At 41.3% G+C, this 23,757-nt stretch carries 20 protein-coding genes; 5 read left to right on the top strand and 15 right to left on the bottom strand.

Features of this window, described 5'->3' with window-relative positions; translation table 11 throughout:
* Positions 1–7: 7 nt before the first annotated feature.
* The 4 genes from secD to queA all read right to left on the bottom strand — a co-directional run bounded on the left by secD (position 8) and on the right by queA (position 4,555).
* Positions 8–1,867, bottom strand: coding sequence for a protein translocase subunit SecD (gene secD, locus ISP07_RS11450; protein ID WP_209327679.1), 1,860 nt, complete (start codon positions 1,865–1,867; stop codon positions 8–10).
* Positions 1,868–1,889: 22 nt separating this feature from the next.
* A complete protein-coding gene (gene yajC / locus ISP07_RS11445; RefSeq protein ID WP_036973302.1) occupies positions 1,890–2,228 on the bottom strand; it encodes a preprotein translocase subunit YajC in 339 nt (112 codons plus the stop codon).
* A gap of 29 nt (positions 2,229–2,257) precedes the next feature.
* Positions 2,258–3,385 carry a tRNA guanosine(34) transglycosylase Tgt gene (gene tgt / locus ISP07_RS11440; protein ID WP_209327678.1) on the bottom strand — a complete coding sequence of 376 codons (1,128 nt, stop codon included), beginning with the start codon at positions 3,383–3,385 and terminating at the stop codon, positions 2,258–2,260.
* A gap of 138 nt (positions 3,386–3,523) precedes the next feature.
* A complete protein-coding gene (gene queA / locus ISP07_RS11435) occupies positions 3,524–4,555 on the bottom strand; it encodes a tRNA preQ1(34) S-adenosylmethionine ribosyltransferase-isomerase QueA (RefSeq protein WP_166339883.1) in 1,032 nt (343 codons plus the stop codon).
* Between the two features lie 214 nt (positions 4,556–4,769).
* On the opposite strand from queA, the gene ISP07_RS11430 reads away from it, so the two are divergent.
* Together ISP07_RS11430 and ISP07_RS11425 are read left to right on the top strand one after the other, a co-directional pair.
* A complete protein-coding gene (locus tag ISP07_RS11430) occupies positions 4,770–7,280 on the top strand; it encodes an EAL domain-containing protein (RefSeq protein ID WP_209327677.1) in 2,511 nt (836 codons plus the stop codon).
* Between the two features lie 233 nt (positions 7,281–7,513).
* Positions 7,514–7,717: a hypothetical protein gene (locus ISP07_RS11425; RefSeq protein ID WP_054552483.1), complete on the top strand. Its 204-nt coding sequence runs from the start codon at positions 7,514–7,516 to the stop codon at positions 7,715–7,717.
* A gap of 23 nt (positions 7,718–7,740) precedes the next feature.
* Here the strand turns inward: ISP07_RS11425 and ISP07_RS11420 are convergent, their stop codons facing one another.
* The 10 genes from ISP07_RS11420 to ISP07_RS11375 all read right to left on the bottom strand — a co-directional run bounded on the left by ISP07_RS11420 (position 7,741) and on the right by ISP07_RS11375 (position 18,558).
* Positions 7,741–8,649: a hypothetical protein gene (locus tag ISP07_RS11420; RefSeq protein ID WP_209327676.1), complete on the bottom strand. Its 909-nt coding sequence runs from the start codon at positions 8,647–8,649 to the stop codon at positions 7,741–7,743.
* 1 nt (position 8,650) lies between these two features.
* Positions 8,651–9,250 carry a hypothetical protein gene (locus tag ISP07_RS11415; RefSeq protein ID WP_138600189.1) on the bottom strand — a complete coding sequence of 200 codons (600 nt, stop codon included), beginning with the start codon at positions 9,248–9,250 and terminating at the stop codon, positions 8,651–8,653.
* On the bottom strand, positions 9,243–9,785 hold the full coding sequence (locus ISP07_RS11410) for an RNA polymerase sigma factor (RefSeq protein WP_209327675.1): 543 nt from the start codon (positions 9,783–9,785) through the stop codon (positions 9,243–9,245). Before ISP07_RS11410 ends, ISP07_RS11415 begins: the two co-directional genes overlap by 8 nt.
* Positions 9,786–9,909: 124 nt before the next feature.
* A complete protein-coding gene (locus ISP07_RS11405) occupies positions 9,910–10,839 on the bottom strand; it encodes a hydrogen peroxide-inducible genes activator (RefSeq protein ID WP_199529794.1) in 930 nt (309 codons plus the stop codon).
* A 76-nt stretch (positions 10,840–10,915) separates the two neighbouring features.
* Positions 10,916–12,184, bottom strand: coding sequence for an inorganic phosphate transporter (locus ISP07_RS11400; RefSeq protein ID WP_209327674.1), 1,269 nt, complete (start codon positions 12,182–12,184; stop codon positions 10,916–10,918).
* Positions 12,185–12,227: 43 nt separating this feature from the next.
* Positions 12,228–12,905 (bottom strand): TIGR00153 family protein, encoded by a 678-nt coding sequence (locus tag ISP07_RS11395; RefSeq protein WP_209327673.1) that lies wholly within the window; start codon positions 12,903–12,905, stop codon positions 12,228–12,230.
* Between the two features lie 150 nt (positions 12,906–13,055).
* Positions 13,056–13,757: a phosphate signaling complex protein PhoU gene (gene phoU, locus ISP07_RS11390; protein WP_138616855.1), complete on the bottom strand. Its 702-nt coding sequence runs from the start codon at positions 13,755–13,757 to the stop codon at positions 13,056–13,058.
* Positions 13,758–13,804: 47 nt separating this feature from the next.
* Positions 13,805–14,632 carry a phosphate ABC transporter ATP-binding protein PstB gene (gene pstB / locus ISP07_RS11385; RefSeq protein WP_209327672.1) on the bottom strand — a complete coding sequence of 276 codons (828 nt, stop codon included), beginning with the start codon at positions 14,630–14,632 and terminating at the stop codon, positions 13,805–13,807.
* 26 nt (positions 14,633–14,658) lie between these two features.
* Entirely contained in the window at positions 14,659–16,308 is a 1,650-nt protein-coding gene (gene pstA / locus ISP07_RS11380) for a phosphate ABC transporter permease PstA (protein WP_054552474.1), read from the bottom strand.
* 15 nt (positions 16,309–16,323) lie between these two features.
* The gene (locus tag ISP07_RS11375) at positions 16,324–18,558 is read right to left on the bottom strand and encodes an ABC transporter permease subunit (RefSeq protein WP_209327671.1); all 2,235 of its coding nucleotides are present in this window, start codon (positions 18,556–18,558) and stop codon (positions 16,324–16,326) included.
* Between the two features lie 348 nt (positions 18,559–18,906).
* On the opposite strand from ISP07_RS11375, the gene ISP07_RS11370 reads away from it, so the two are divergent.
* The 3 genes from ISP07_RS11370 (at position 18,907) to ppx (ending at position 23,135) form a co-directional block, all read left to right on the top strand.
* Positions 18,907–19,413, top strand: coding sequence for a glycine cleavage system protein R (locus ISP07_RS11370; protein WP_054552472.1), 507 nt, complete (start codon positions 18,907–18,909; stop codon positions 19,411–19,413).
* A gap of 160 nt (positions 19,414–19,573) precedes the next feature.
* Positions 19,574–21,655, top strand: a complete 2,082-nt coding sequence (gene ppk1, locus ISP07_RS11365) for a polyphosphate kinase 1 (protein ID WP_194442160.1) — start codon at positions 19,574–19,576, stop codon at positions 21,653–21,655.
* Positions 21,648–23,135 carry an exopolyphosphatase gene (gene ppx, locus ISP07_RS11360; protein ID WP_209327670.1) on the top strand — a complete coding sequence of 496 codons (1,488 nt, stop codon included), beginning with the start codon at positions 21,648–21,650 and terminating at the stop codon, positions 23,133–23,135. The genes ppk1 and ppx overlap by 8 nt, the downstream gene beginning before the upstream one ends.
* Before the next feature lie 29 nt (positions 23,136–23,164).
* Here ppx and ISP07_RS11355 read toward each other — a convergent pair whose 3' ends face one another.
* Positions 23,165–23,620, bottom strand: coding sequence for a hypothetical protein (locus ISP07_RS11355; RefSeq protein ID WP_054563522.1), 456 nt, complete (start codon positions 23,618–23,620; stop codon positions 23,165–23,167).
* Positions 23,621–23,757: the final 137 nt, after the last annotated feature.

Here is a 23,757-nt window from a genome sequence, read left to right as displayed (position 1 = left end):
CTGACTCCTAAATCGACAACTTATCAATACGCTTACCGCCAATGAACAAGTTGATTACCGCACGGGTACCAACAATGGCTGTAAACATAGAGGTGATAATACCAATCGCTAGCGTTACTGCGAAACCAGCAATAGGACCTGTACCCACTGCAAATAGAATCACTGCTGCGATAAGCGTTGTGATGTTAGCATCTAAAATGGTGCTAAACGCGCTGTCGTAACCAAAATGAACGGCTTGTTGTGGACTACGGCCATCAGCAAGTTCTTCACGAATACGTTCGAAGATAAGTACATTGGCATCAACCGCCATACCTACGGTTAATACGATACCTGCAATACCCGGTAACGTTAACGCAGCACCCGGAATAAGCGACATCACACCAACAATTAATACTAGGTTGGCACCCAGAGCGATATTCGCCACCATGCCGAAACCTTTGTAATAAATAAGCATAAATACCAGTACAAACACGAAACCAAGCACAACGGCAGTCATACCCGCTTCGATGTTCTCTTGACCTAGGCTTGGACCTACCGTACGCTCTTCAACGATTTGAATTGGCGCAACCAGTGCACCAGCACGAAGTAATAGGCTAAGGTTATGTGCTTCAGCTGGGTTATCGATACCTGTAATACGGAATGAACGGTCAAGACGCGCTTGAATGGTCGCCACGTTAATCACTTCTTCCACTTTAATTGGCGGAAGTGCTTTACCGTTTTCATCTGTTTTACCTGATGGCTTGTATTCGATAAATACTGTAGCCATGCGTTTACCGATAGCACGCTTAGTGAACGCATTCATTTTTGCGCCACCTTTGCTATCTAGCGTAATACTAACTTGTGGACGTTGATACTCATCCATACCTGATTGCGCGCCAGTGATGTGGCTACCTTCAAGAATGATGCGCTGCTTAAGAACCACTGGGTAACCTTCACGCGCCATGATCATTTCTGTACCAGGCGGTAAACGGCCTTGAAGCGCTGCACTTGCATCTGCGTTTTCGTCAACTTCACGGAACTCTAGAGTTGCTGTTGCACCTAGAATCTCTTTAGCACGCGCTGTATCTTGTACACCCGGAAGTTGCACGATGATACGTTCAGCACCTTGGCGCTGTACGTTAGGCTCTGCAACACCGATTTGGTTAATACGGTTACGGATAATTGTTTCGTTTTGCTTGATAGCGTAGTCACGAATTTCTTTTAGCTTTTGCTCGCTCATGCTCACGTAAAAAGCATTGTCGCTGCTGCTATCATCAATGTAAACGTTTAATGGGTAACGAGTTGATAAGAAACGCTCTGCTGCGCTTTTATCTTCTTCGTTACGCATTTCAACACGTAATCGCTCGCTGTTCGCTACGCGGCGAATGGTGCGATAACGCAGTTTTTCTTCACGTAAGTCACTTTTGAAATCTTGTTCCATTTGCTCAAGCTGAGTATCAACCGCCGTCGCCATGTCGATTTCCATAGTAAAGTGAACACCACCGCTTAAATCTAGGCCTAGTTTCATTGGGTTACCACCCAGTGACTTTAACCACTCTGGTTGAGCAGGTGCCATATTGATTGCAGAGATATAATCTTCACTAAGGGAATCACGCAGTAGATCTTGCGCTTTTAGTTGGTCTTCAACATTCTTAAAACGAACGAGGATTTGTCCATCTTCAAGTTTGCTTGATTTAACAGTAACGTTATGTTCTTTGAAAGTCGCATTTACTTTATCGAGTACGCTGAGGTCAGCATCAGTACCTTTAGTGCCCGATACTTGTATGGCCGGGTCTCGGCCATACAAGTTAGGAGAGGCATATAAAATACCAACGACTAACACTACAAGAACAAGTAAATACTTCCATAATGGAAACTTGTTTAACACGTGTGAGTCCTTATTTTTATTGTTATAGCGACTTCATAGTGCCTTTTGGCAATACTGCAGAAACAGCTGATTTTTGTACTGTTACTTCTGCTTGGTCGTTTAATGAAATCACGATGAAGTCTTTGTCATCAGCGATTTTAGCAATCTTACCTACTAAACCACCTTGCGTTAGTACTTCGTCGCCTTTAGCCATTGCGCTCATTAGGGCTTTATGCTCTTTTACACGCTTAGCTTGTGGACGGTAGATTAAGAAATAAAATACCAGACCGAAAATACCCAACATGATTAGCATTTCCATGCCACCACCCGCTGGTGCTGCACCTGCCGCACTTGCGTGGGCGTTTGAGATGAATAAACTCATTTCACTTCCTCTTTAATTTTTCTAAAAATTTAATCTGATGTATCTGCAAGCTCTGGCACTTCTTGGCCGCGGCGTGCATAAAAATCTGCAACAAATTCGTCTAGTTTGCCATTACTGATGGCATTACGTAAGCCTTCCATCACGCGTTGATAATAACGTAAGTTGTGAATCGTGTTTAGACGTGCGCCTAAGATTTCATTACATTTATCAAGATGATGCAAGTATGCACGTGAATAGTTTTTACACGTATGACAATCACACTCAGGATCCAATGGACCGGTGTCTGTTTTATGTACTGCATTACGAATTTTAACAATGCCGCCAGTTACGAATAAATGACCATTACGTGCGTTACGCGTAGGCATCACACAGTCAAACATATCGATACCACGGCGAACTGCTTCAACTAAGTCTTCTGGTTTACCAACGCCCATTAAGTAACGAGGCTTGTCTTCAGGCATTTTGTAAGCACAGTGGTCAAGAATGTTGATCATCTCGTTTTTCGGCTCACCAACCGATAAACCACCTAATGCATAACCATCAAAGCCGATTTCTTCTAGGCCATTTTGCGATTGTGCACGAAGCTCAGGGTACATACCACCTTGGATAATACCAAACAGCGCAGCTGGGTTATCACCATGACCTTCTTTTGAGCGTTTAGCCCAGCGAAGTGACAACTCCATAGAATCTTTCGCTTCTTTTTCAGTCGCAGGGTATGGCGTACATTCGTCAAAGATCATCACGATGTCAGAGCCTAGATCACGCTGAACTTGCATCGCTTTTTCTGGCGAAAGCATGATTTTTTCACCATTAACGGGTGAACTGAACATCACGCCTTCTTCAGTGATTTTACGCATTGCGCCTAAGCTGAATACTTGGAAACCGCCTGAATCAGTTAGAATTGGACGATCCCAATTCATAAAGTCGTGTAAATCGCCGTGCTGCTTAATGATTTCTGTGCCAGGACGCAGCATTAAGTGGAAAGTGTTACCTAGGCAAATTTGTGCACCAGTATCTTTCACTTCGTCAGGCGTCATACCTTTTACAGTACCGTAAGTACCTACCGGCATAAATGCTGGCGTTTCTACAACACCACGTTCAAAAATCAAGCGGCCGCGGCGCGCTTTACCGTCAGTGCGGTCTAATTCAAATTTCATATTATCCTCAGTGTCGGAAAAACAGTCCAACAAGCTATAATTTAACCGCTCGATTCTACCCTGTTTGCAGGTTTATTACTATTAATTGAGCTAAATTCGAAAATAAAAAGCCCAGTTCAAAAACTGGGCTTTTTAACGTTATTTGCGCGTTAAGAACATCGCATCACCATAACTAAAGAAGCGATACTTCTGCTCAATAGCCGTATGGTAAGCCCCCATTATGTTCTCTTGGCCTGCAAAGGCACTTACTAACATGATTAACGTTGATTCAGGTAAATGGAAGTTTGTCACCATGGCATCAACCACATTGAACTGATAACCCGGATAAATAAAGATATCGGTATCGCCAAAGTAAGTATCTAGTTTGCCGCCGTGCACTTTAGCTGCTGACTCTAATGAGCGGACTGATGTAGTCCCTACAGCGATTACACGACCACCTTTTGCTTTCGTTTCGGCTACCGCTTTAACCACTTCATCTGGTACTTCGATGTACTCTGAGTGCATAACATGCTCATCAACTGAGTCAACGCGCACAGGCTGGAATGTACCAGCGCCCACGTGCAAGGTCACAAAGGCCATGTTAATGCCCTTGTCTTTTAAGGCTGCCATTAATTTATCATCAAAATGCAGGCCAGCTGTTGGCGCGGCTACGGCACCTGGCTTTTCACCATAAACAGTTTGATAACGCTCACGATCTGACTCATTATCAGGGCGGTCAATATAGGGAGGTAATGGCATGTGACCGATCTCGTTTAAGATATCGAGTACATTTTCGTCTTTGGCAAATTCAAGCTCAAAAAGCTCGCCATGACGCGCAACCATGGTTGCTTCTGCTTTACCTTCTAGAATGATTTTTGAGCCTGGTTTTGGCGATTTACTAGCTCGTACATGCGCAAGCACACGGTGTTCGTCAAGTACACGCTCTACTAACACCTCAAGCTTACCGCCTGATTCTTTTTGCCCAAACATGCGAGCAGGGATCACTTTGGTGTTATTAAAAACTAATAAGTCATTTTCATTAACGAGCGATAAAATATCACTAAATACTTTATGCTCAACTTGCCCTGATGGGCCATCAAGCGTCAGTAAACGACTGCTAGTTCGATCTGCTTTCGGAAAACGAGCAATTAATTCATCAGGAAGGTCAAAGCTAAAATCAGCTACGCGCATAGAGCATATCTCTCATTAATAAAAACGCGCCAAGTTTACTCTGATACGTCCACTACCTCAAGCAAAGCCCTAGACCAAGTGAATGGCCGTTTACAGGTTTACAGACTTAAGTACTTATTAACCGCTTTTAGGTAAAGTTTGCTTGTAGATTAGGCAAAATGTCATTATTCTAGCCTATTCAATAAACATGGGTTAGGTAAGAGGTAGTAGCGCCATGGCAAAGCAGTTGAAACTGCTAATTTTAAACGCAAGCGTTGCTGAGCGTGAAACAATTAAGACCACATTAAACAAACTTAATGTCTTCACGTTTATCGAAGCCAGTGACTCTCAAGATGCGCTAAAAATTCTTAAAAGCCACCCAGTGGATATTATCATTACCGGTCTTGAGGTTGGTAAGATTGATGGTTGGCGTTTTTCGCGCATGATCCGTTCAGGGTTATTAAAAACACCAAAAAACACACCTATTTTACTTACTCCACCAATTTATTGTGAACGTATAGCCGAAACCACGGCTCGCAGCTATGGCATTGATGCCGTATTGCCATTTGAACGCCAAGATATGCTGCCGCAAATGCTAGCCAACGTGTTATCAACCCATCTTGAAAAAAGTAGCCGCCTCAATTTATTGCTACTTGAAACCGATAGTCGCAAAGCAAAAGATATTAGCGAGCAGCTTAAACTCAGTTTTGCTATTACTCACACCACGTCTACAAAAGCGACGCTAGCTACTTTTTTACAACAAAAATTTGCCATTGTATTGATTGACGCCACCGAGTCTCATTCTGATACCGCAGCTGGGTTAATTAGCGAAATATTACAACACAACCCAAAACAGGCGATTGTAACCATCATTGATAACAATGATGCAGATTACGCGGAGCAGTTGTTACTTTCTGGCGTTACTGATTTTATTCGCGCCCCTTACGATCACTCGTTATTAAGCAAAGTGTGTGACCACGCTGCTCGTCGTGAAGATTTCATGGTGAGCTACGCAGAGTTTGCACAAAAAGTAGAACAACTAAGCCAAAGTCAAAGCCGTTATAAAGAGCTGTTTTCTGCCCACCAACGTATTTTATTACACCTAAATACGGTGGTACTTGAGTTTAACCAAGAGGGTAATATTCGCTTTATTAACCCAGCTTGGGAGCATTTAACGGGCTATGGCATAAAATCTAGTTTAGCAAAGTCACTAACAGACTTTTGCTTACCGGAGTGCAAAACAAAGCTACAAGATACCATTCAGCGTATTTTGCTTGGTGGTGAGCAACAGCAACAGGTAGAGATCCAGCTAAAACATAAAAATGGTAATGCCATTTGGGTTGAATGTCGCTTACAACTAATAAAAAATAGCCAAAACTCAGCGACTATTACCGCCACTATCGATAACATTCATGAGCGTAAACAGGCAGAGCTACAACTTCGTCATTTAGCCTTGCACGATACGCTCACAGAGCTGCATAACCGTTATTACTTTGACCAACAATTACAACGTATTTGTAAGGCCAAGTACACCAGTAAAGATACCGAGCATGCGCTGATTTATATCGACTTAGATCACTTTAAAATTATCAACGACAGTAAAGGTCACCAACAAGGCGACATCGTTCTAAAAGAAGTTGCTCAGTTATTTACAGCGAATATCAGTGATGAGCACTTGGTGTGCCGCATCGGTGGTGATGAATTTGCCGTGATCTTAAAAAATACTAACTTACTCGATGCACACTTGGTGGCAGAAAGTATTTGTATGGCGATTGAAAAGCACCGTTTTCATTCAGAAGGCCAAGAGTACTCAATTAGCTGTTCAATTGGTTTAACACAAATCACTGAGCAAAATAACGACCCAAGTGAATGTTTAAAACAAGCTGATATCGCTCTTTATGTAGCAAAAAGCTTAGGCCGCAACTTAGTACACTGTTATTCAAAAGAAGATAGTCATCACAATAGTTTACAAGCCGGTCTTGAATGGGGTCATAGCATTCGCCAAGCATTACAACATGATGCTATCGAACTGCACTATCAACCGATTTGGGACTTTAAACGCGGCCACGTCGCCTACTTTGAAGCGCTATTACGCTTAAAGCTTGATAATGAACTCATCTACCCTAATCAGTTTATTCCTGCTTTAGAGCTTCTAAACGATACTTTCTTGATGGACCAATGTGTTATTCGTAATGCCATTAAGAGCGTTGCCGAGTACCCAGAGCTTAATCAAGTCGCAATTAACTTATCAGCACAGTCGTTTTTAGATGAACGCTTACTGCCTCATATAGAGTCGAGCTTAAAAGAATATGCTGTTGAACCAACACGTATCATTTTTGAGATCACAGAGTCTGCGAGTATTAATAACCTCGTTGCAACCCGTGCCATGATCGAGCGTTTGAACGGCTTAGGGTGTCACTTCTCAATTGATGACTTTGGTACAGGCTTTAGTACCTTCAACTACCTTAAACAATTACCGGCTCAACATGTAAAAATTGATGGTTCATTTGTTCGCGACATGCTGAACGACCCAATCGATTTAGCGCTGGTAAAAGCAATTAATGATATTAGCCGTTCCCTTGATAAACGATCTGTTGCTGAATATGTTGAAAATCAAGAGATATTTTTAGCGCTAAAAGATATCGGCGTAGATTATGGGCAAGGTTACTTCATTGCTCGCCCGATGCCTGTTGAAAAAATAACGGCTGAACTTAAAAAAATATCTGAAAATAATCTGTTTAACTAACAATTATCTAGCCTATTTAGAGCAAAGCTTGATACATTTTTAAACATTTTTTCTAAGAAATTTTGCTTCCATACTGACAATACTCATCTATACTTAAATCCACAGCAAGATTAAATGTCGTGCTTTTATAGTGATTATCTATAATAAACATGACATTACTTATTATATTAAACATACTAAGCATAACTTAACATCGTTAAGTCCATGTATTGGCGGTATAATGGAGAAAAGTGATGACACAACTAATCGTTTTGTTGCTGATTGTAAATCTAGGGATAGCGTATCAATGTTACCGTAATGCGAGCTTAAAAGGGTATCCGGTAAAAACCTTTACAGGGTTAGGTTTAGTACCTTACTTTAACTTAGTCGTGTGGGTTTACTTGTTGTTTTTACCCGACTTAAAACCATTTTCAATGAATGAAAAGCAGCCACTTTAGGCTGCTTTTTTAGTTGGGAGAATTTAAAAACTATAACTTGATGCTTTTTCGAGTAATTGCGCGGCTTTTATATCGCCAACCACACACTTTTTAATGTCAGACTTTTTAAACACTTTTACTTGTTCAGTTTTACCTTCGCTAACACCACGGATGATAAAGCTCACATGTTCATCGTTAGGTAAACTTCTTAAACCGCTACCATAATCACATAGAGTCAGAGATAAGCTTTTATCTACTTGCTGTGCTAGGGCTGCTAGCTGTTGCTTTTGCTCTTTTACGCGGGCTTGTTTTTTCTCAGCTAACTCTTTGCGCATTTGCTGCTGCTTTTGTGATAACTTTAGCTGTTGCTTTTCAAGCTCTTTAATCGATGCTTGTAATGCTTGTTTACGTTTTTCGAGCTCTTGCTCTTTGGCATCTTTATCGTGACGACGATCAAATTCAAGGTCGCGCTTTTCACGCTCAAGATCACGAATTTCACGACTTACATCGCGCTCTTGCTCAGCGACTTCACGTACTCGCTCAGCGCTTTCGCGCATCACTTCCATAGCCTGCTGGTAGGCTTCTTGCGTTTTCACGACTACTGCATCGCTGATCACTTGCACATGTTCGCCTAACACTTCGATTTCAGTTAGTTCTTCAAAATCGATATCTGGCATGGGTGGCAGCGGCGCACCGGGTACAGAGGCAAACACGGTAGACCAGCGTGAACTACCTCGTACATCAAAGCTAAACACCACACCTTGATGCTGCAAATAACTCGAAGACACATTTCTTACCTTGTTATCGGTATCTTGTTTTAACGCCGCAGTGAGGATTTTTTCCATAATCCCGACTTCACGCTGAATTTTATCTAATTCATCACTTGCTTGTGCCTGTAAGCTTACTGCTGTGCAAAGCAATAAGGCTGCCGTAGTTGATTTGTATTTTGACATCTTAATACTCCAAATTGTTGGCAACGGTTGGCAATGGTCCGCCTTCCACTTGCTCTGCTAAATCATTTAACTGCATACGTAAGTACGCTTGGTCTTGGGCACGCTGTGTTTTGATATAAGCCAGCACGCTGGCAATATCTTCTTGGCGCTCTACTCGCCCGGTTTTAATCGCTTCTTTGGCCAGTTGGTACATCTGCTGTTGCTGCACTTCGTTTTGCGCAGTAATGATATTTTGTAACTGATCAATTTGCTTTTGTTGTGACTCTAATAAATTGGTTTGCTTGGCCACTTGCTCTAGTAACTGCTGGTTTCCTTGCTGTGGATTACTAACAAAAACCCATGCGCAAAATACTATTGACGCAGCCACTGCCCACACCCCAGCACCAAAAAACAGACTTTGTTTTTGTACTTTGGGCATCGTAGATTCTCGATCCCAATTTGGTACGGGTACCGTTTCATAATGTTGACTTTGTTGTTGCCACTGCATTGCATTGTTCATCATTGATGCATACTCAGCATTGGCTTGTAGCAACGCAATTTGCTCTTCAGTGAGGCTTTCGCCCTCTAACCATGCGGTAAATAATGAATCTAAATTAGCCATCTACGGCCTCCAAATGCACTTTTAACTTGCCTAGAGCACTGTATAGTCTTGATTTAGCTGTATTGGTTGAAATACCTAATTGCTCAGCGATTTCTTCAAATGTACAGTACTGAAAAAACTTTAACTCCACCACCAAGCGTTGCTCCCAGGGTAAATTGTTCATCATTGCTTTGAGTTCATGATGCTGCTCAGATTGCAGTTGATTCGTTTCTAACTCACTATGCTCGCAGCTTTCTTCAGGTATACCATCTAAACCTTGATGCAACTTACGACGACGATAATATTCAACACTGCGCCGGTGCACAATTTGATAGAGCCAAGTATTAAAACTCGATTCACCACGAAAGCTCGGTAAGCTTTTATAAACAGAAATAAACACTTCTTGCATTAAATCCATTGCATCATCAGGGTGACTTAACATCCTTAGGCAATAGTTATATACCTGTGTTTCGTGCTGCTTGACTAATTTCAACCACGCCCGTTTATTGCCCTGTTGCGCTTTAGCAATTAGTGTCTCAAGTGATTGAAAAAACACGTTAGCCTCGTCATCTGATCTGCCTTTAATGGTTTTGTTATTATGTTAGTCGAGGGAAGGAAAAAAATAGTTTGCTTAAATAACAAAAAACCCCAAATATTTTTTATTTGGGGTTTTTTATTATTTATTCGTTGTCACACTGACCGTCTAAGCTACATTGCTTATTGAGAAACAGCTCTAGCTGCTGACTAAACAGCCTAAAGTCTCTGATCCGGCCCGTGGTTTTACGCCACACGATACCAATATCTCGGTATGCATCATTTTGCGATGGTGTTGCGACCATCTCTTTTTTATCTAAAATGCCCGCATTGATAGCCATTTGTGGTAAAAAAGTAACACCAAGCTGGTGTTCAACCATACTTAATAGCGTATGTAAGCTTGCCGCTTCAAATGGGTTAATACAACTTGAGCGATTCAAGTGGCAAGCACTTAGTGCATGGCCAGTCATGCAGTGCTCACGTTCTAGTAAGAACACACTCGCATCCGGTAAAAGATTAAAATCTTCCACACCATCTGCTGGAGTATAATCTTTATGATGCACTAGGCTGAAGTGGTCTTTAGCAAGTACTTGTGTATGAAACTTTTCAGTGTCATACGGTAAAGCCAGCAATGCCATATCAATTTGCCCATGTTCAAGTTTGTCGAGCAGTTTGTCACTGGTGTCTTCAACTAGCACTAGCTCTAACTCGGTAAAGGTCTGTTTGCAGAAATGATATAAAGGTGCAGCAATAAAGCTGGCAATCGTCGGGATCACACCAAGCGTGAGAGTGCCACTCAAAGGCGTTAAAAAACTCTTTGTCAGCTCTTTAAGGCTAAGGGTGTCGTCAATAATCTTACGTGCTTTTTCGACAACCTCTTCACCAATTGCGGTAAACATTAAGCTGCGGTTTTCACGCTCTATAAGTTGGCAACCTAAGGTTTCTTCTAAGTTTTGAATTGCACTACTTAAGGTTGATTGACCGATAAAACAGGCGCTTGCTGCGCGGCCAAAGTGTTGATGTTGGTGGACTGCTAATAAATACTGTAGTTGTTTAATACTTGGTAAGTTATTCATTCTCTACCTGCAAATAAAAAGACCCCAATACCTAAGGCATTGAGATCTTTTCAAGCTAAAAGTCTTTTAGTACTTTTTATACCCCGAAGGCAGTTCTCAGTACATAGAAAATAACAATAGCAAGGGCTGCGCCAACTGGCAATGTAATTACCCAAGAAACTACAATGTTTCTTACAACACCCATGTTAAGAGCCGCAATACCGCGTGCCATACCAACACCTAGTACCGCACCTACAAGTGTTTGCGTAGTAGAAATAGGTAAACCAGTACCTGATGCGATAACAACTGTTGAAGCAGCAGCAAGTTCAGCAGCAAAACCACGGCTTGGTGTTAAGTGTGTGATACCTTCACCGATGGTCTTAATTACCTTCTTACCTAAGATAGCAAGACCAGCAACAATACCTAAACCACCTAGTGGTAAAATCCACCATGCGATAGCCGCTTTCTTAGCGATTTCACCGTTGTGCTCAACAATGTTTACAACAGCAGCTAATGGACCAATCGCGTTAGCAACGTCGTTTGAACCGTGTGCGAATGCCATACAACATGCTGTTAGTACCATAAGTACTGCGAACACTTTCTCAACGTTGTTGAACTGCATTTTCTTATCAGCTTTAGGATCGATTTTAAGGCGAGCAATCGCAATCTTACCGATGATAGCAACTACAACAGCAATCGCGATAGAAAGCGCATAACCTTCAACAGCACCTAAGTTAATACCGATATGCTTCAAGCCTTTCTTGATTGTTACAAGTGACATGATGAAGCCCGCTAGACCCATATAGATAGGTACGAAACGCTTAGCATTTTTAAGTGGTGCATCAGTGTCAAAAATTAGCTTTTGCGCACTCATGAAAATCAAATAAGCAATAAAACCAGAGATAGCAGGGGTAACAATCCAGCTACCTACGATACCCATTACCTTGTTCCATTGGATTGCTTCACTACCTACTGCAACCAATGCGAAACCAATGATGGCACCAATAATTGAGTGGGTCGTAGATACTGGCCAGCCTAAGAAAGAGGCAATTAATAACCAGCTACCTGCAGCGAATAATGCTGCAATCATACCGAGTATCATTAACTCAGGTATGTCCATAAATGGCGTGGCATCGATAATCCCTTTACGGATTGTAGATGTAACCTCACCACCGGCAAGGTATGCGCCAGCGAACTCAAACACCATCGCGATGATGATTGCTTGTTTAATTGTAAGTGCTTTTGAGCCTACTGATGTACCCATCGCATTGGCAACGTCATTTGCACCAATACCATAAGCCATAAAGAAACCGACTGCGGCGGCAGTTAAAACCAATAACGTGCCGTAATTTGCAATGATATCCATTGTGTGAACCTTTAATTTTTTTCGTGTTTGAACTGATTTTTAATTAACGAGCTAACATCAGCTCAAGACGAGAACCTACGCGCTCTGCAATATCTGCAAGCTCGCCCACCCACTCAATGATCTTGTATAAGAACATCACGTCAACAGGGTTAAGTTCATTTTCGATGGCGCGCAATTGACGGCGAATTTTGATCTGCATGTCATCCGTGTCTTGTTCAATAGCGTCCAATTCAACGAGCATTTTTTCAACTAAAGTCACTTCGCGACCTTTGAAGCCCGTTTCAAGCAGCTCATCTAGCTCATTGATTGCTTTTGACGCTTGTTTAGTCGCATCAACACAACGAATTACATAAGCAAGGAAATCTGTTTGGATTTCGGTAGGTATGATCATCTCACGACCAACTACACGACCTGCGATATCTTTTGCTTTATTAGCAATTTTGTCTTGTTGAGTAACAAGCTCTAGCAAATCGGTACGCTCAACTGGCATAAATAAGCCACGAGGTAGTTGAAGGCGGATGTTACGTTTCATTTCATCAGCTTCACGCTCTAAATTACGAATGTTTAAACGGATTTCTTCCGCTTCTTGCCATTCTTCTTTAAACACGTGATTAAAGAAAGGGATCAATGCTTTACTTGCTTGATGTACTTTCTTAATGTGATCTTCCATAGGCTTAATAGGTGATTTAGCAAAAACCCCTAAAAATGCATTTGTAGGCATAACTGACCCTTTATAAATTAGTATGCTTTGGCAGCTGCGAATTTTACAGCATTGTGTTCGATTGTGAACGCTTTTTCTGCCTTACATCAGCAATAAAACACAAAGCGGCCCTAGGGCCGCTCGATTTAATAATGAAAAGTAGCGGCTTAATTACAGCGACTTTTCTATATCTGCTTGAGATGTATGACGAATATCTTTACCGTTTACAAAATAGATGATGTATTCAGCAATATTTTGGCAGCGATCGCCAATACGCTCTAATGAACGTACTGACCACACTAAATCCATAATTTTCGGAATTGAACGTGGATCTTCCATCATATATGTCATGATTTGACGAGTAATTGCTTCGTATTCACGATCAACTTTAGCGTCTTCTTTATGTACTTCAAACGCACATTGCACATCCATACGTGCAAATGCATCAAGTACATCATGAAGCATTTTTGATACTAGACGCCCCATGTTTTCAATGTTTACCAGTAAGTCTTGCTGATCTTTAGTAAATGAGTCTAGCGCAACTTTAGCAATACGCTCAGCTTCATCACCAATACGCTCTAAGTCGGCAATTGTTTTTGCAATGGCAATGACAAGACGTAAGTCACTCGCTGCCGGCTGACGACGAGCGATAATGCGTGTACATTCTTCATCGATGTTCACTTCCATTGCATTTACTTTATAGTCGTTTTCACGAACTTTTTGTGCAAGATCTGCATCACCATTGCTAACAGCATCCAGTGCACTGTTTAATTGTTGTTCAACTAAACCACCCATGTTTAATACATGGTTACGCACATTTTCAAGCTCTTCATTAAAGCGGCCCGAAATGTGTTTATTGATATTATGTTCCATTGTCTACCTCTATAAATTTCGTTTACGGTACCAAGTAACTTTATTAACTAACCGTAACGGCCTGTAATGTAGTCTTCTGTCTTCTTCTTGCTTGGTGTTGTAAATAACGTATTGGTATCTGAATACTCAATCAACTCACCCATGTACATAAACGCAGTTTGGTCGGATACACGAGCAGCCTGTTGCATGTTGTGAGTAACGATTACCACGGTAAACTTATTCTTTAAGTCGTTAATTAGCTCTTCGATAACTAAAGTAGAAATTGGATCTAGTGCCGATGTAGGCTCATCCAGAAGTAGTACTTCAGGCTCGATAGCAATTGAGCGAGCAATTACAAGACGCTGTTGCTGACCACCCGATAGGCCAAATGCACTATCGTGTAAACGGTCTTTAACTTCATCCCATAACGCCGCGCCACGTAAAGATTGTTCAACCACTTCGTCTAGTTTACGCTTTTCTTTAATACCTTGTAAGCGTAGGCCATAAACGACATTTTCGTAGATTGATTTTGGAAATGGATTAGGACGTTGGAATACCATCCCAACATTTCTTCGTAATGCAGCAACATCTACATTCTTATCATAGATATTGTGACCATGTAGTAAGATCTCACCCTCGATACGACAGCTATCAACAAGGTCGTTCATACGGTTTATACAACGTAAAAGTGTTGATTTACCACAACCCGATGGACCGATAAATGCTGTTACCTGACCTTTCGGGATGTTCATATTTACGCCGCTAAGGGCTTGTTTATCACCGTAGTATAGATCTAAGTTTTTAATCTCTAACGCTGTTTGCTCTGCAGTTAGGTTATCTAAATCTAGCTTTGCCGCGCTTTTCGCTTGGTTTACTTGTGGTGCAACTGTAATCATCTCTGTCTACCTATAAAAATTCTGTATTAATGCTCAAGAGCTCTAAACTTTTCGCGTAAGTGGTTACGAATACCAATCGCGGTGATATTCAGGGCGATAATTACTGATACCAGTAAGAATGCCGTGGCATATACCAGCGGACGTGCCGCTTCTACGTTAGGGCTTTGGAAACCAACATCGTAAATGTGGAAACCTAAGTGCATAAATTTTCTATCTAAATGTATGTATGGGAAGTTACCATCAAGAGGCAGTGTTGGTGCCATCTTAACAACACCAACAAGCATGAGTGGTGCTACTTCACCGGCTGCACGTGCAACCGCTAAGATTAAACCTGTCATAATCGCTGGGCTTGCCATCGGAATGATGATGCGCCATAGCGTTTCTGCTTTTGTTGCGCCAAGTGCTAATGAACCATGACGAACCGTACTTGGTATACGTGATAAACCTTCTTCTGTCGAAACAATAACAACAGGCAGCGTTAAAATTGCGAGCGTTAATGCAGACCAAATCACACCTGGCGTACCAAATACTGGGCTTGGCGACGACTCAGGGTAGAATAATTGGTCAATGCTGCCACCGAGCATGTATACAAAGAAACCTAGGCCAAATACACCGTATACAATCGAAGGTACACCCGCAAGGTTGATTACCGCGATACGGATCATCTTAGTCACGGCATTTTTTGCTGCGTATTCATGCAAGTAAATCGCTGCAACCACACCAAATGGCGTCACAATCACTGCCATTAGTAATACCATGAATACCGTACCGAAAATTGCCGGGAATACGCCACCTTCAGTGTTTGCTTCACGTGGGTCATCCGCTACAAACTTACCAAGTTGTACAAAATAGTGACCAAGCTTAGCAAAGAAGCCCATGTCATTAGGGAACCACACATCAAGAACTTGATACAGAGGTAAAGTAACCACTTCACCGCGCATGTCTCTCACAGTTACTTGGTCACGCTTTGCTTCTTTACGAAGTGCAAATAACTGCTTTTCTAACACTGTGTATTCAGCACGTAACTCAGCACGAGTTTGTGCAAGCTCAGCAACACGCTCATCGGTTAGTTCGTTATCAAGCTGGTATGCTTTTTCTTTTAAGCGTAAACGCTCAAGTTCATAGTTAATATGACCAATATCACCATTTTGTAAGTCTAACGCTTGGTCATTCAGGTCAACAGCACGCTCTACAAGATCATAAAGCACATCGATTTTGTTATCTGTGATAACTTCACCGTCTTTAATAACCTGCTCAACATAACCGTAAAAGTTACCGTTTTTGCTACGTTCGAATACTGCAAGCTCTGCTGGCGCAGTACGCGATGTAATGTCTGTCTCTAGTACCCAACGGAAATCGAGATCAACATACTCACGGTTACCGGTTTTGATCAGTAAGCGCTCTAGCTGCTCTTTGTCGTAATGAGATAAATCAACGCCCGTCGCCTCAATACGAGATTTTGCAACTAGTTCGCGGTCATAAATTTCACCGATCACTGTTTGTTTTGCAACAGAGCCTTGCAGCTCAAATTGCACTACTTCTGATGGCCAGAAAAAGCTTAAACCTTTCCAAGCAATCATGGCTAGTAAGCCAAGAACCGAGATTAAACTGATGCTTACCGCACCGCCGGTCATCCAAATCCAAGGAGAACCAGACTTAAACCACTGCTTTACCATGTCGTGTCTCTCCACCTACATTGAACTATATTTTTCACGCAGTTGCTGACGAACAAATTCAGCCACTGTGTTGAAAACGAATGTGAATATGAATAATACAAATGCTGCTAAGAATAGGATGCGATAATGCGAGCTACCTACCTCAGACTCTGGCATTTCTACCGCGATATTCGCTGCAAGTGTTCTCATACCCTGGAAGATACTCCAGTCCATAATAGGTGTATTACCTGTTGCCATTAGTACAATCATTGTTTCACCTACCGCACGACCTAGGCCCATCATTACTGCTGAGAAGATACCCGGGCTTGCTGTTAGTAGTACTACGCGAACCAATGTTTGCCATTGCGTTGCACCAAGTGCTAATGAACCGTTTGATAAGTGCTTAGGAACACTGAATACCGCATCTTCCGCAATTGAGAAGATAGTTGGGATAACAGCAAAGCCCATCGCAATACCAACAACTAGTGAGTTACGTTGGTCGAATGTCATACCTAATTCATTGGTTAGGTACTGACGCACATTACCGTCAAACATCCAAAGCTCAATTGAGTTACTCATCGCAAACGATAACCAGCCAATAAAGATAACCACTGGGATAAGTAAAATTGAATGCGAACCTTCAGGAATACGGTGACGAATTGACGCCGGTAGTTTGTTCCAGCCGAATGCAGTTAATAAGATACCAATTGGCAGCAACACCAATAATCCGACAATCGCTGGTAAATGTTCTTCAATTAATGGTGCTAACCAAAGACCTGCTAAGAAACCTAAGATTACCGTTGGTAATGCTTCCATAATTTCTACAGTCGGCTTAACCACTTTACGTAATTCACTCGACATAAAGTACGCCGTGTAAATTGCCGCTGAAAGCGCAATGGGTACCGCAAATAACATTGCGTACATTGCAGCTTTAATCGTACCGAATGAAATTGGCACTAACGAGAACTTAGATTCAAAGTCATCACTCGCAGACGTTGACTGCCAGATATAACCCGGCTCTGGATAGCCTTCGTACCACACTTCTTGCCATAATGCAGACCAGGTTACTTCTGGGTGCTCGTTATGGATTTCAATCACTTTTAACGCGTCATCAGCAAGAATCAGTGCCGCATTTGAACGTGGTGAAATAGCAAAGTTTTGAATTGGACCTTCGCTTACTTTACCTTGCCATAGTTTTGCATCACTGGTTGTGTAATAAATACCAAGCTCACCGTTAGCACCCGCTGTGAAGAAGGTACGACGATAGAACTCAGTAAAAATATTTAGCTTCGATTGCTTGCTGGTTTCAAATGCACGAATCTTTTGGAACTCACGGCCATCTTCAGTGTTTACTTCAAACCACTGTGATACTTCGCCATTATCGTTAGCAAGCATCAGTGAGTTGGCACCCGCTAATAGCTGAGTTGAAACTAGGTTCGCGTTTTCTTCGTTCGCTGCAAGCAGTTGGATTTGCTCAACTTCAGAAGGGTAACGCGTATCGTAAACGTAAATTTGATTTGCTGAACGCACGAATGTACGTGTTGTATCAGGTGAAATTAATAGCTCATCAACACGGCCTTCGATATCAAGCTCAGTACGCTCAACAACCCACTCTACTTCGCCGGTGAACATGTTTTCTTCACCCACAAAGCTGCTAAATAAAACGCGCTTGTCAGCGGTTAAAGCAACAACAGCTGTTTTATCTTCGTAGTGGCTAAATGCAAATTTAGTGATTGCCGCACCTTGATCGTCAACCTCAAGCGCCATATCACCCAACGGGTAATCTAAACGCGGTGTTAATTGGCGTTGGTTGTTCGGGAATGTCACTAAGAATTTTGGCGCAACCACAACAACAGAGCCATTCTCTAGGCCGTATGCGTATTGCCCCTGAAACGGTGCAGAGCTTGCAAAGCTGCTTACATCGCTTGGTAATTCTGTATTAAGAGTGGTGATCTTTTTACCAAATTGCTCTTTTTCAACATTGTAAAAGTCCACATTACCTTTTTCACCGAGTAAAAAGGCAACTTCTGTTTGCTCTTCAATGCCAAGGCCAACAACTTCTGACGCATTTTGTAGCTTTACACTATTACGTGTTTCTACTTTTGCTGATTCAAAAATAGGTTGAACAACATAAAGAAGGTAAAAGAATATGAGTAGCAGTGCTACAAGCACCATTACGCCACCCGCGGAAATACCCCACTTGGCAAACCTGTCTTTAAATAGACGGCTTCTATCCGTATGAAAGGTAGGTTTATTCGGATTGGAAGTCATCAAAACACCCTTAAAACTTAACGTTGCGCGAATTATATTTCACCAAGATGACAGTAATGTTACAAACGTCATAATTCAGTGTAATAAAGCGAGTATTTCAGGGACGTATTTTAAAGTTAAAAAATGACCAAAATAAGTCATTGTGGAGCACTTTTATTACAGTACCACAATCAAGCTAACAAATTGTTATAACTAATTTTTTATAACTACAGTGAAAAAATTGGACAAACATTAAAACAGCATCAATACTCAATGAGACTTATTTTTTTCAACAATAAGAATCATTTTTAACCAACGCCTCCTCCCTTTTATTGCATTTTTCTGAGGCTTTTTTATAGAGATTTAAGTATGAAGCAGTTAGTAATTACTATTTTAGGGCCAGACAAACCCGGCCTAGTTGAAGATATTTCTGCCACAATTTTAAACCATCATGGTAACTGGCTGACAAGTAATTTGAGCCACCTTGCAGGTCATTTTGCCGGAATTATCGAAGCCGCAGTACCTGAAGAGCATTTGCAAGAATTACAAGATGCTCTTCACAGCTTACCTTATCTTGAAGTTCGAATTGAACGTGGAACTGATACCTTGCCTGATGTTCCATCTGAGGAAATTAACTTCGTGATTACTGGTAACGACAGACCAGGCATTGTACAAGAGCTAGCCAGCGTTATACGTCACAAAGGGGCGAATATCACTCACCTAAATTCAAAACAACAAAGTGCACCTAACTGGGGCGTGCCAATTTTTAGTGCTGTTGCGACCGTTGCTTTGCCAATAGGCATGAACAAAGACGAAGTGATCAACGCACTTGAGTCTATTACCACAGACCTAATTGTTGATATTGAGGACGCATAACAAGCAAGTTTATAGGGATATTTAAACTTAAACTAAGCTTTAAAATTAATGACATACATGTCACAAAACTGACATGTATGTCATAAAAGTGATAAATACGTCATATAAACGTCATCTGCATCCTCTATATTCTAACTAGCTATAAACGTTGGAAAACCAGATGAACGCATCACATTCTTCTTCTCAAGCCGTTAATTACTTTGCCAAAGAGCTAAGTTGGCTGTCTTTTAATGAACGCGTGCTGCAAGAAGCCAAAGACAAATCGAACCCGATTATTGAGCGCATGCGCTTTTTAGGTATTTACTCAAACAACATGGATGAGTTTTTCCGTGTTCGTGTTGCCGATGTAAAACGCCGCATATTACTTAATAAAATTCCTGATGCGAACTTTGAAGAAGACGAAATATTACTTCATCAGATCCAAAGTAAAGTGCTCCAGCTTGGTAAAAAGTTTAACCAAATTCATAAAGATATTTTAAATGACTTAAACGAGCATAATATTCATGTTGAACAACCAGAAGAGTTGTCTGAATTTCATTTGAGTTGGCTGAAAAAATTCTTCCACGACAATGTGCTACAACACATATTGCCGATTTTACTCTCTGAAAAGAAAGACTACTCAGATCAGATCAACGACACCATGACTTATTTGTTCGTCGAGATGACCAATCAAAAAAGTCATTATGCCATGATGGAAGTGCCTACTGACCGCGTATCTCGCTTTGTTATTTTGCCACCAGAGAAAACACGCCGTCACAAAACCATCGTGATGCTAGATGACATCATCGCCTACTTTATTCGCGATGTGTTTAGCAGCTTTTTTAGTTTTGATGATATTCAATGTTACGCCATCAAACTCACCCGTGATGCCGAATACAATTTGGATGATGAGCTAGAAGAAGGCTTGCTTGATAAAATGTCAAAAGGCCTAAAACAACGTATTTCTGCTGAGCCTGTACGCCTTGTTTATGACGAGAGCATGCCAGCTGAAATGCTTAAAGTGATGAAAAAGCGCCTTAATATTAGTCAACATGATGCGTTGATCCCCGGCGGTCGTTACCGTAATTTCCGCGATTTTATTGCGTTTCCGAATGTTGGTCGTCAGTATTTAGAAAACAAACCACTGCCTGCATTACAAAGCACGGCTTTTAACAATCACTCAAGTGTGTTTGATGCCATTTCAGAGCAAGATATTTTACTGTATTACCCTTATCACACCTTTAACCATTTACTTGAGTTTGTACGCCAAGCCGCTTTTGACCCTGATGTTACCCAAATTAAGGTCAATATTTATCGCGTTGCGAGTCAATCTCGTCTTATCTCTACACTTATTAATGCAGCAAAAAATGGCAAACATGTCACCGTAATGGTTGAGCTGAAAGCGCGCTTTGATGAACAAAACAATATTGAATGGGCAAAAACTCTGAGTAATGCCGGTGTTAAAGTAATCTTTGGTATTCCTGCATTGAAAGTGCACAGCAAGTTATGCGTTATTCATCGTAAAGAAAAGAACAACATCGTGAAGTACGCCCATATAGGCACGGGTAATTTCCATGAGAAAACTGCCAAAATTTATACTGACTTTAGTTTATTTACCAGACATGAAGGTATTAGCGAAGAGTGCGATAGCGTTTTTAGATTCATCGAAAGTAGCTATAAACCATTTCAGTTTGATCACTTGATGCTATCACCAGTCAACGCACGACAAACTATTATGTCGCTAATTGATGCTGAAATAACCAATGTAGAGCATGGTAAGGCTGGCAAAATTACGCTAAAAATAAACAACCTTGTTGATAAAGAGCTGGTTGATCACCTCTACTTTGCCGCAAGACGCGGCGTAAAAATTCGCATTATTGTGCGTGGCATGTGTTCATTAGTGCCCTCTGCCGTGAACGATAACATTCGTATTATTAGTATTGTTGACCGCTTTTTAGAGCACCCTCGGGTGATGGTGTTTCATAATAATGGCGAAGAAAAAGTGTATATTTCATCAGCGGATTGGATGACTCGAAATCTTGATCACCGTGTTGAAGTCGCCACACCGATTTATGATGAAAAATTAAAACAGCTTATTATTGATATTCTTGAGCTACAGTTTAAAGATAGATCAAAAGCGCGCATAATCGATAGCGAACAAAAAAACAGCTATGTGCGCCGTGGCAATCGTAAAAAAATTCGCTCGCAAATTGCCATTTATGACCACCTTAAGAAATGGGAAAGTAACTATAATAATGAATGATTATCCCTCAATTGCTGCCGTTGATTTAGGCTCAAACAGTTTTCATTTAGTGGTGGCAAGAGAGGTCGATGGCTCTTTGCAAATCTTACACAAAGAAAAGCAGCGCGTTTATTTAGCTGATGGTTTAGATGATAAAAATCACTTAAGCCAAGAAGCTATAGAGCGCGCGCTGGCGATTCTTAAGCAGTTTGCTACTACCTTACAGGACTTTCCCCTTGAGAATGTCAAAGTGGCGGCAACTTACACATTACGCCGCGCGAAAAATATTCATTCGTTCTTAACGCAAGCAAGTAAGGTGTTTCCTTACCCGATTGAAGTTATATCAGGGCAAGAAGAAGCACGTTTAATTTACCAAGGTGTTGCCCATTATATTCATCACGATGAAAACCGCTTAGTTATTGATATCGGTGGCGGCAGTACTGAACTCATCATTGGTAAACACTTTAAGCACAAGTTACTTGCTAGTCGCAACATGGGCTGTGTTAGCTATACCAAGCAGTATTTTGCAGATGGACAAATCACTGCTAAGCGCTTCGCTAAAGCAGAAGTTCGCGCAGAACAAGAACTCGAAGTAATTTTTGCCAATTACTTATCGGCTGGCTGGCAATCTGTGGTGGGAACATCAGGCACAATTAAATCTATCCTTGCCATGATCAATGCCAATGATGCAGAGCAAGAGCTAATTACTTTAGAGCGGCTATTAGAACTAAAAACCCAGTTTATTGCAGCTAAACAAATACAAGCGCTGCAAATTGAAGGTCTTACGCCTGAGCGGCAAGTGAGTATTTGTGGTGGTTTAGCCATTTTAATCGCGGTATTTAGGCTGTTTAAAATCGAAGCGATGCAGTACAGCGACTTTTCACTGCGTGAAGGCCTGCTTCATGAAATGCAGCAAAAGCTCGCCCATAAGGATATTCGCACAAATACCATAGAGAATTTATCTGAACGTAACGCCATAGATAAAGAGCATGCTAATCGTGTCTCGACAACTGCAAAGTGGCTGTTTGAACAAGTAAGAGAGACATGGCATCTGACCGACTCAGATCACATAAATTTATTGGATTGGGCTGCGCAGCTGCATGAAATTGGCTTAGGGGTTAATTCATCAGGGATACATAAGCACAGCGCGTATATCGTGGCGAATAGCCAATTACCTGGCTTTACGCAGCAACAACAAACCTTGCTTAGTTGCATGATACGTTTTTATCGGAAAAAGATCCGCTTAGAAGAGTTTCCTACACTGCATACCATGCAGCATTATGAAATATTGCAACTTATTGTGATTTTGCGCTTAGCAGTACTGCTAAATCAAAAGCGTATTACCGATCAAGGTTTTAAACTTGAGGTAACAGCCAAGCAAAATAGTATGTTCTTAAAGTTTCACAATAAGTGGCTTAAAGAACATACCTTGCTTTTAGCTGACTTACAGCAAGAGCAAAAATACCTTAAAAAAGTCGGCTTCTTACTCGATTCTCATTAAGCTGATTAATAGATTAATCGATTAATCGATTACATATCCATATGACGGTTTGAGCTTTGCATCATTTGCTTAAGGCCTTGATGTTCAAGCTCAAGTAAACGTTCGAGCTTTTCTTTGCTTTGCTCTGTATCAGCTCGCGATACCAAGTACTCGTATAAGTCGATGACTTTTTGGTGTTGCGTGGTTAAGTAAACCTGAATCGCCTTTTCATCAATTTGCTGATCTGTGCTGATATCGTTAAAAGTAATTAGCTCTGGGTTTTCAGCAAAATACTCATAGCAATAGGTATCAAGCGTGTTTATTTCTGTAATGGCTTTAAAGCCAACGAGATCTTCTGCTAGTTTCTTCTCATATTGCAGGTAATAATCCACCAGCATTTGATTATGCTCGTCCAGTAAGTCTTTAACACTGTGGAAATTGGCTGCCATTTGAGTATGAAATAACACTGTCCAATCATAAACTTGTTGTATTGTTTTAACTTGCATGTGCATTCCTTATTAAAATCAATTTAATATGACTTTGCATAAATCACACCAGCAACAAAAACAATAAATATCAACAACTTAAAAATAAAATGTGTAACTTGCAGCCAGTAAAAGCGTACAAGTTACACACTGGCTGT

Source organism: Pseudoalteromonas sp. PA2MD11, from assembly GCF_017808125.1.
Taxonomy (GTDB): domain Bacteria; phylum Pseudomonadota; class Gammaproteobacteria; order Enterobacterales; family Alteromonadaceae; genus Pseudoalteromonas; species Pseudoalteromonas simplex.
The sequence above is the reverse complement of the archived record's forward strand: the minus strand, read 5'-3'. Positions and strand labels throughout refer to the sequence as shown.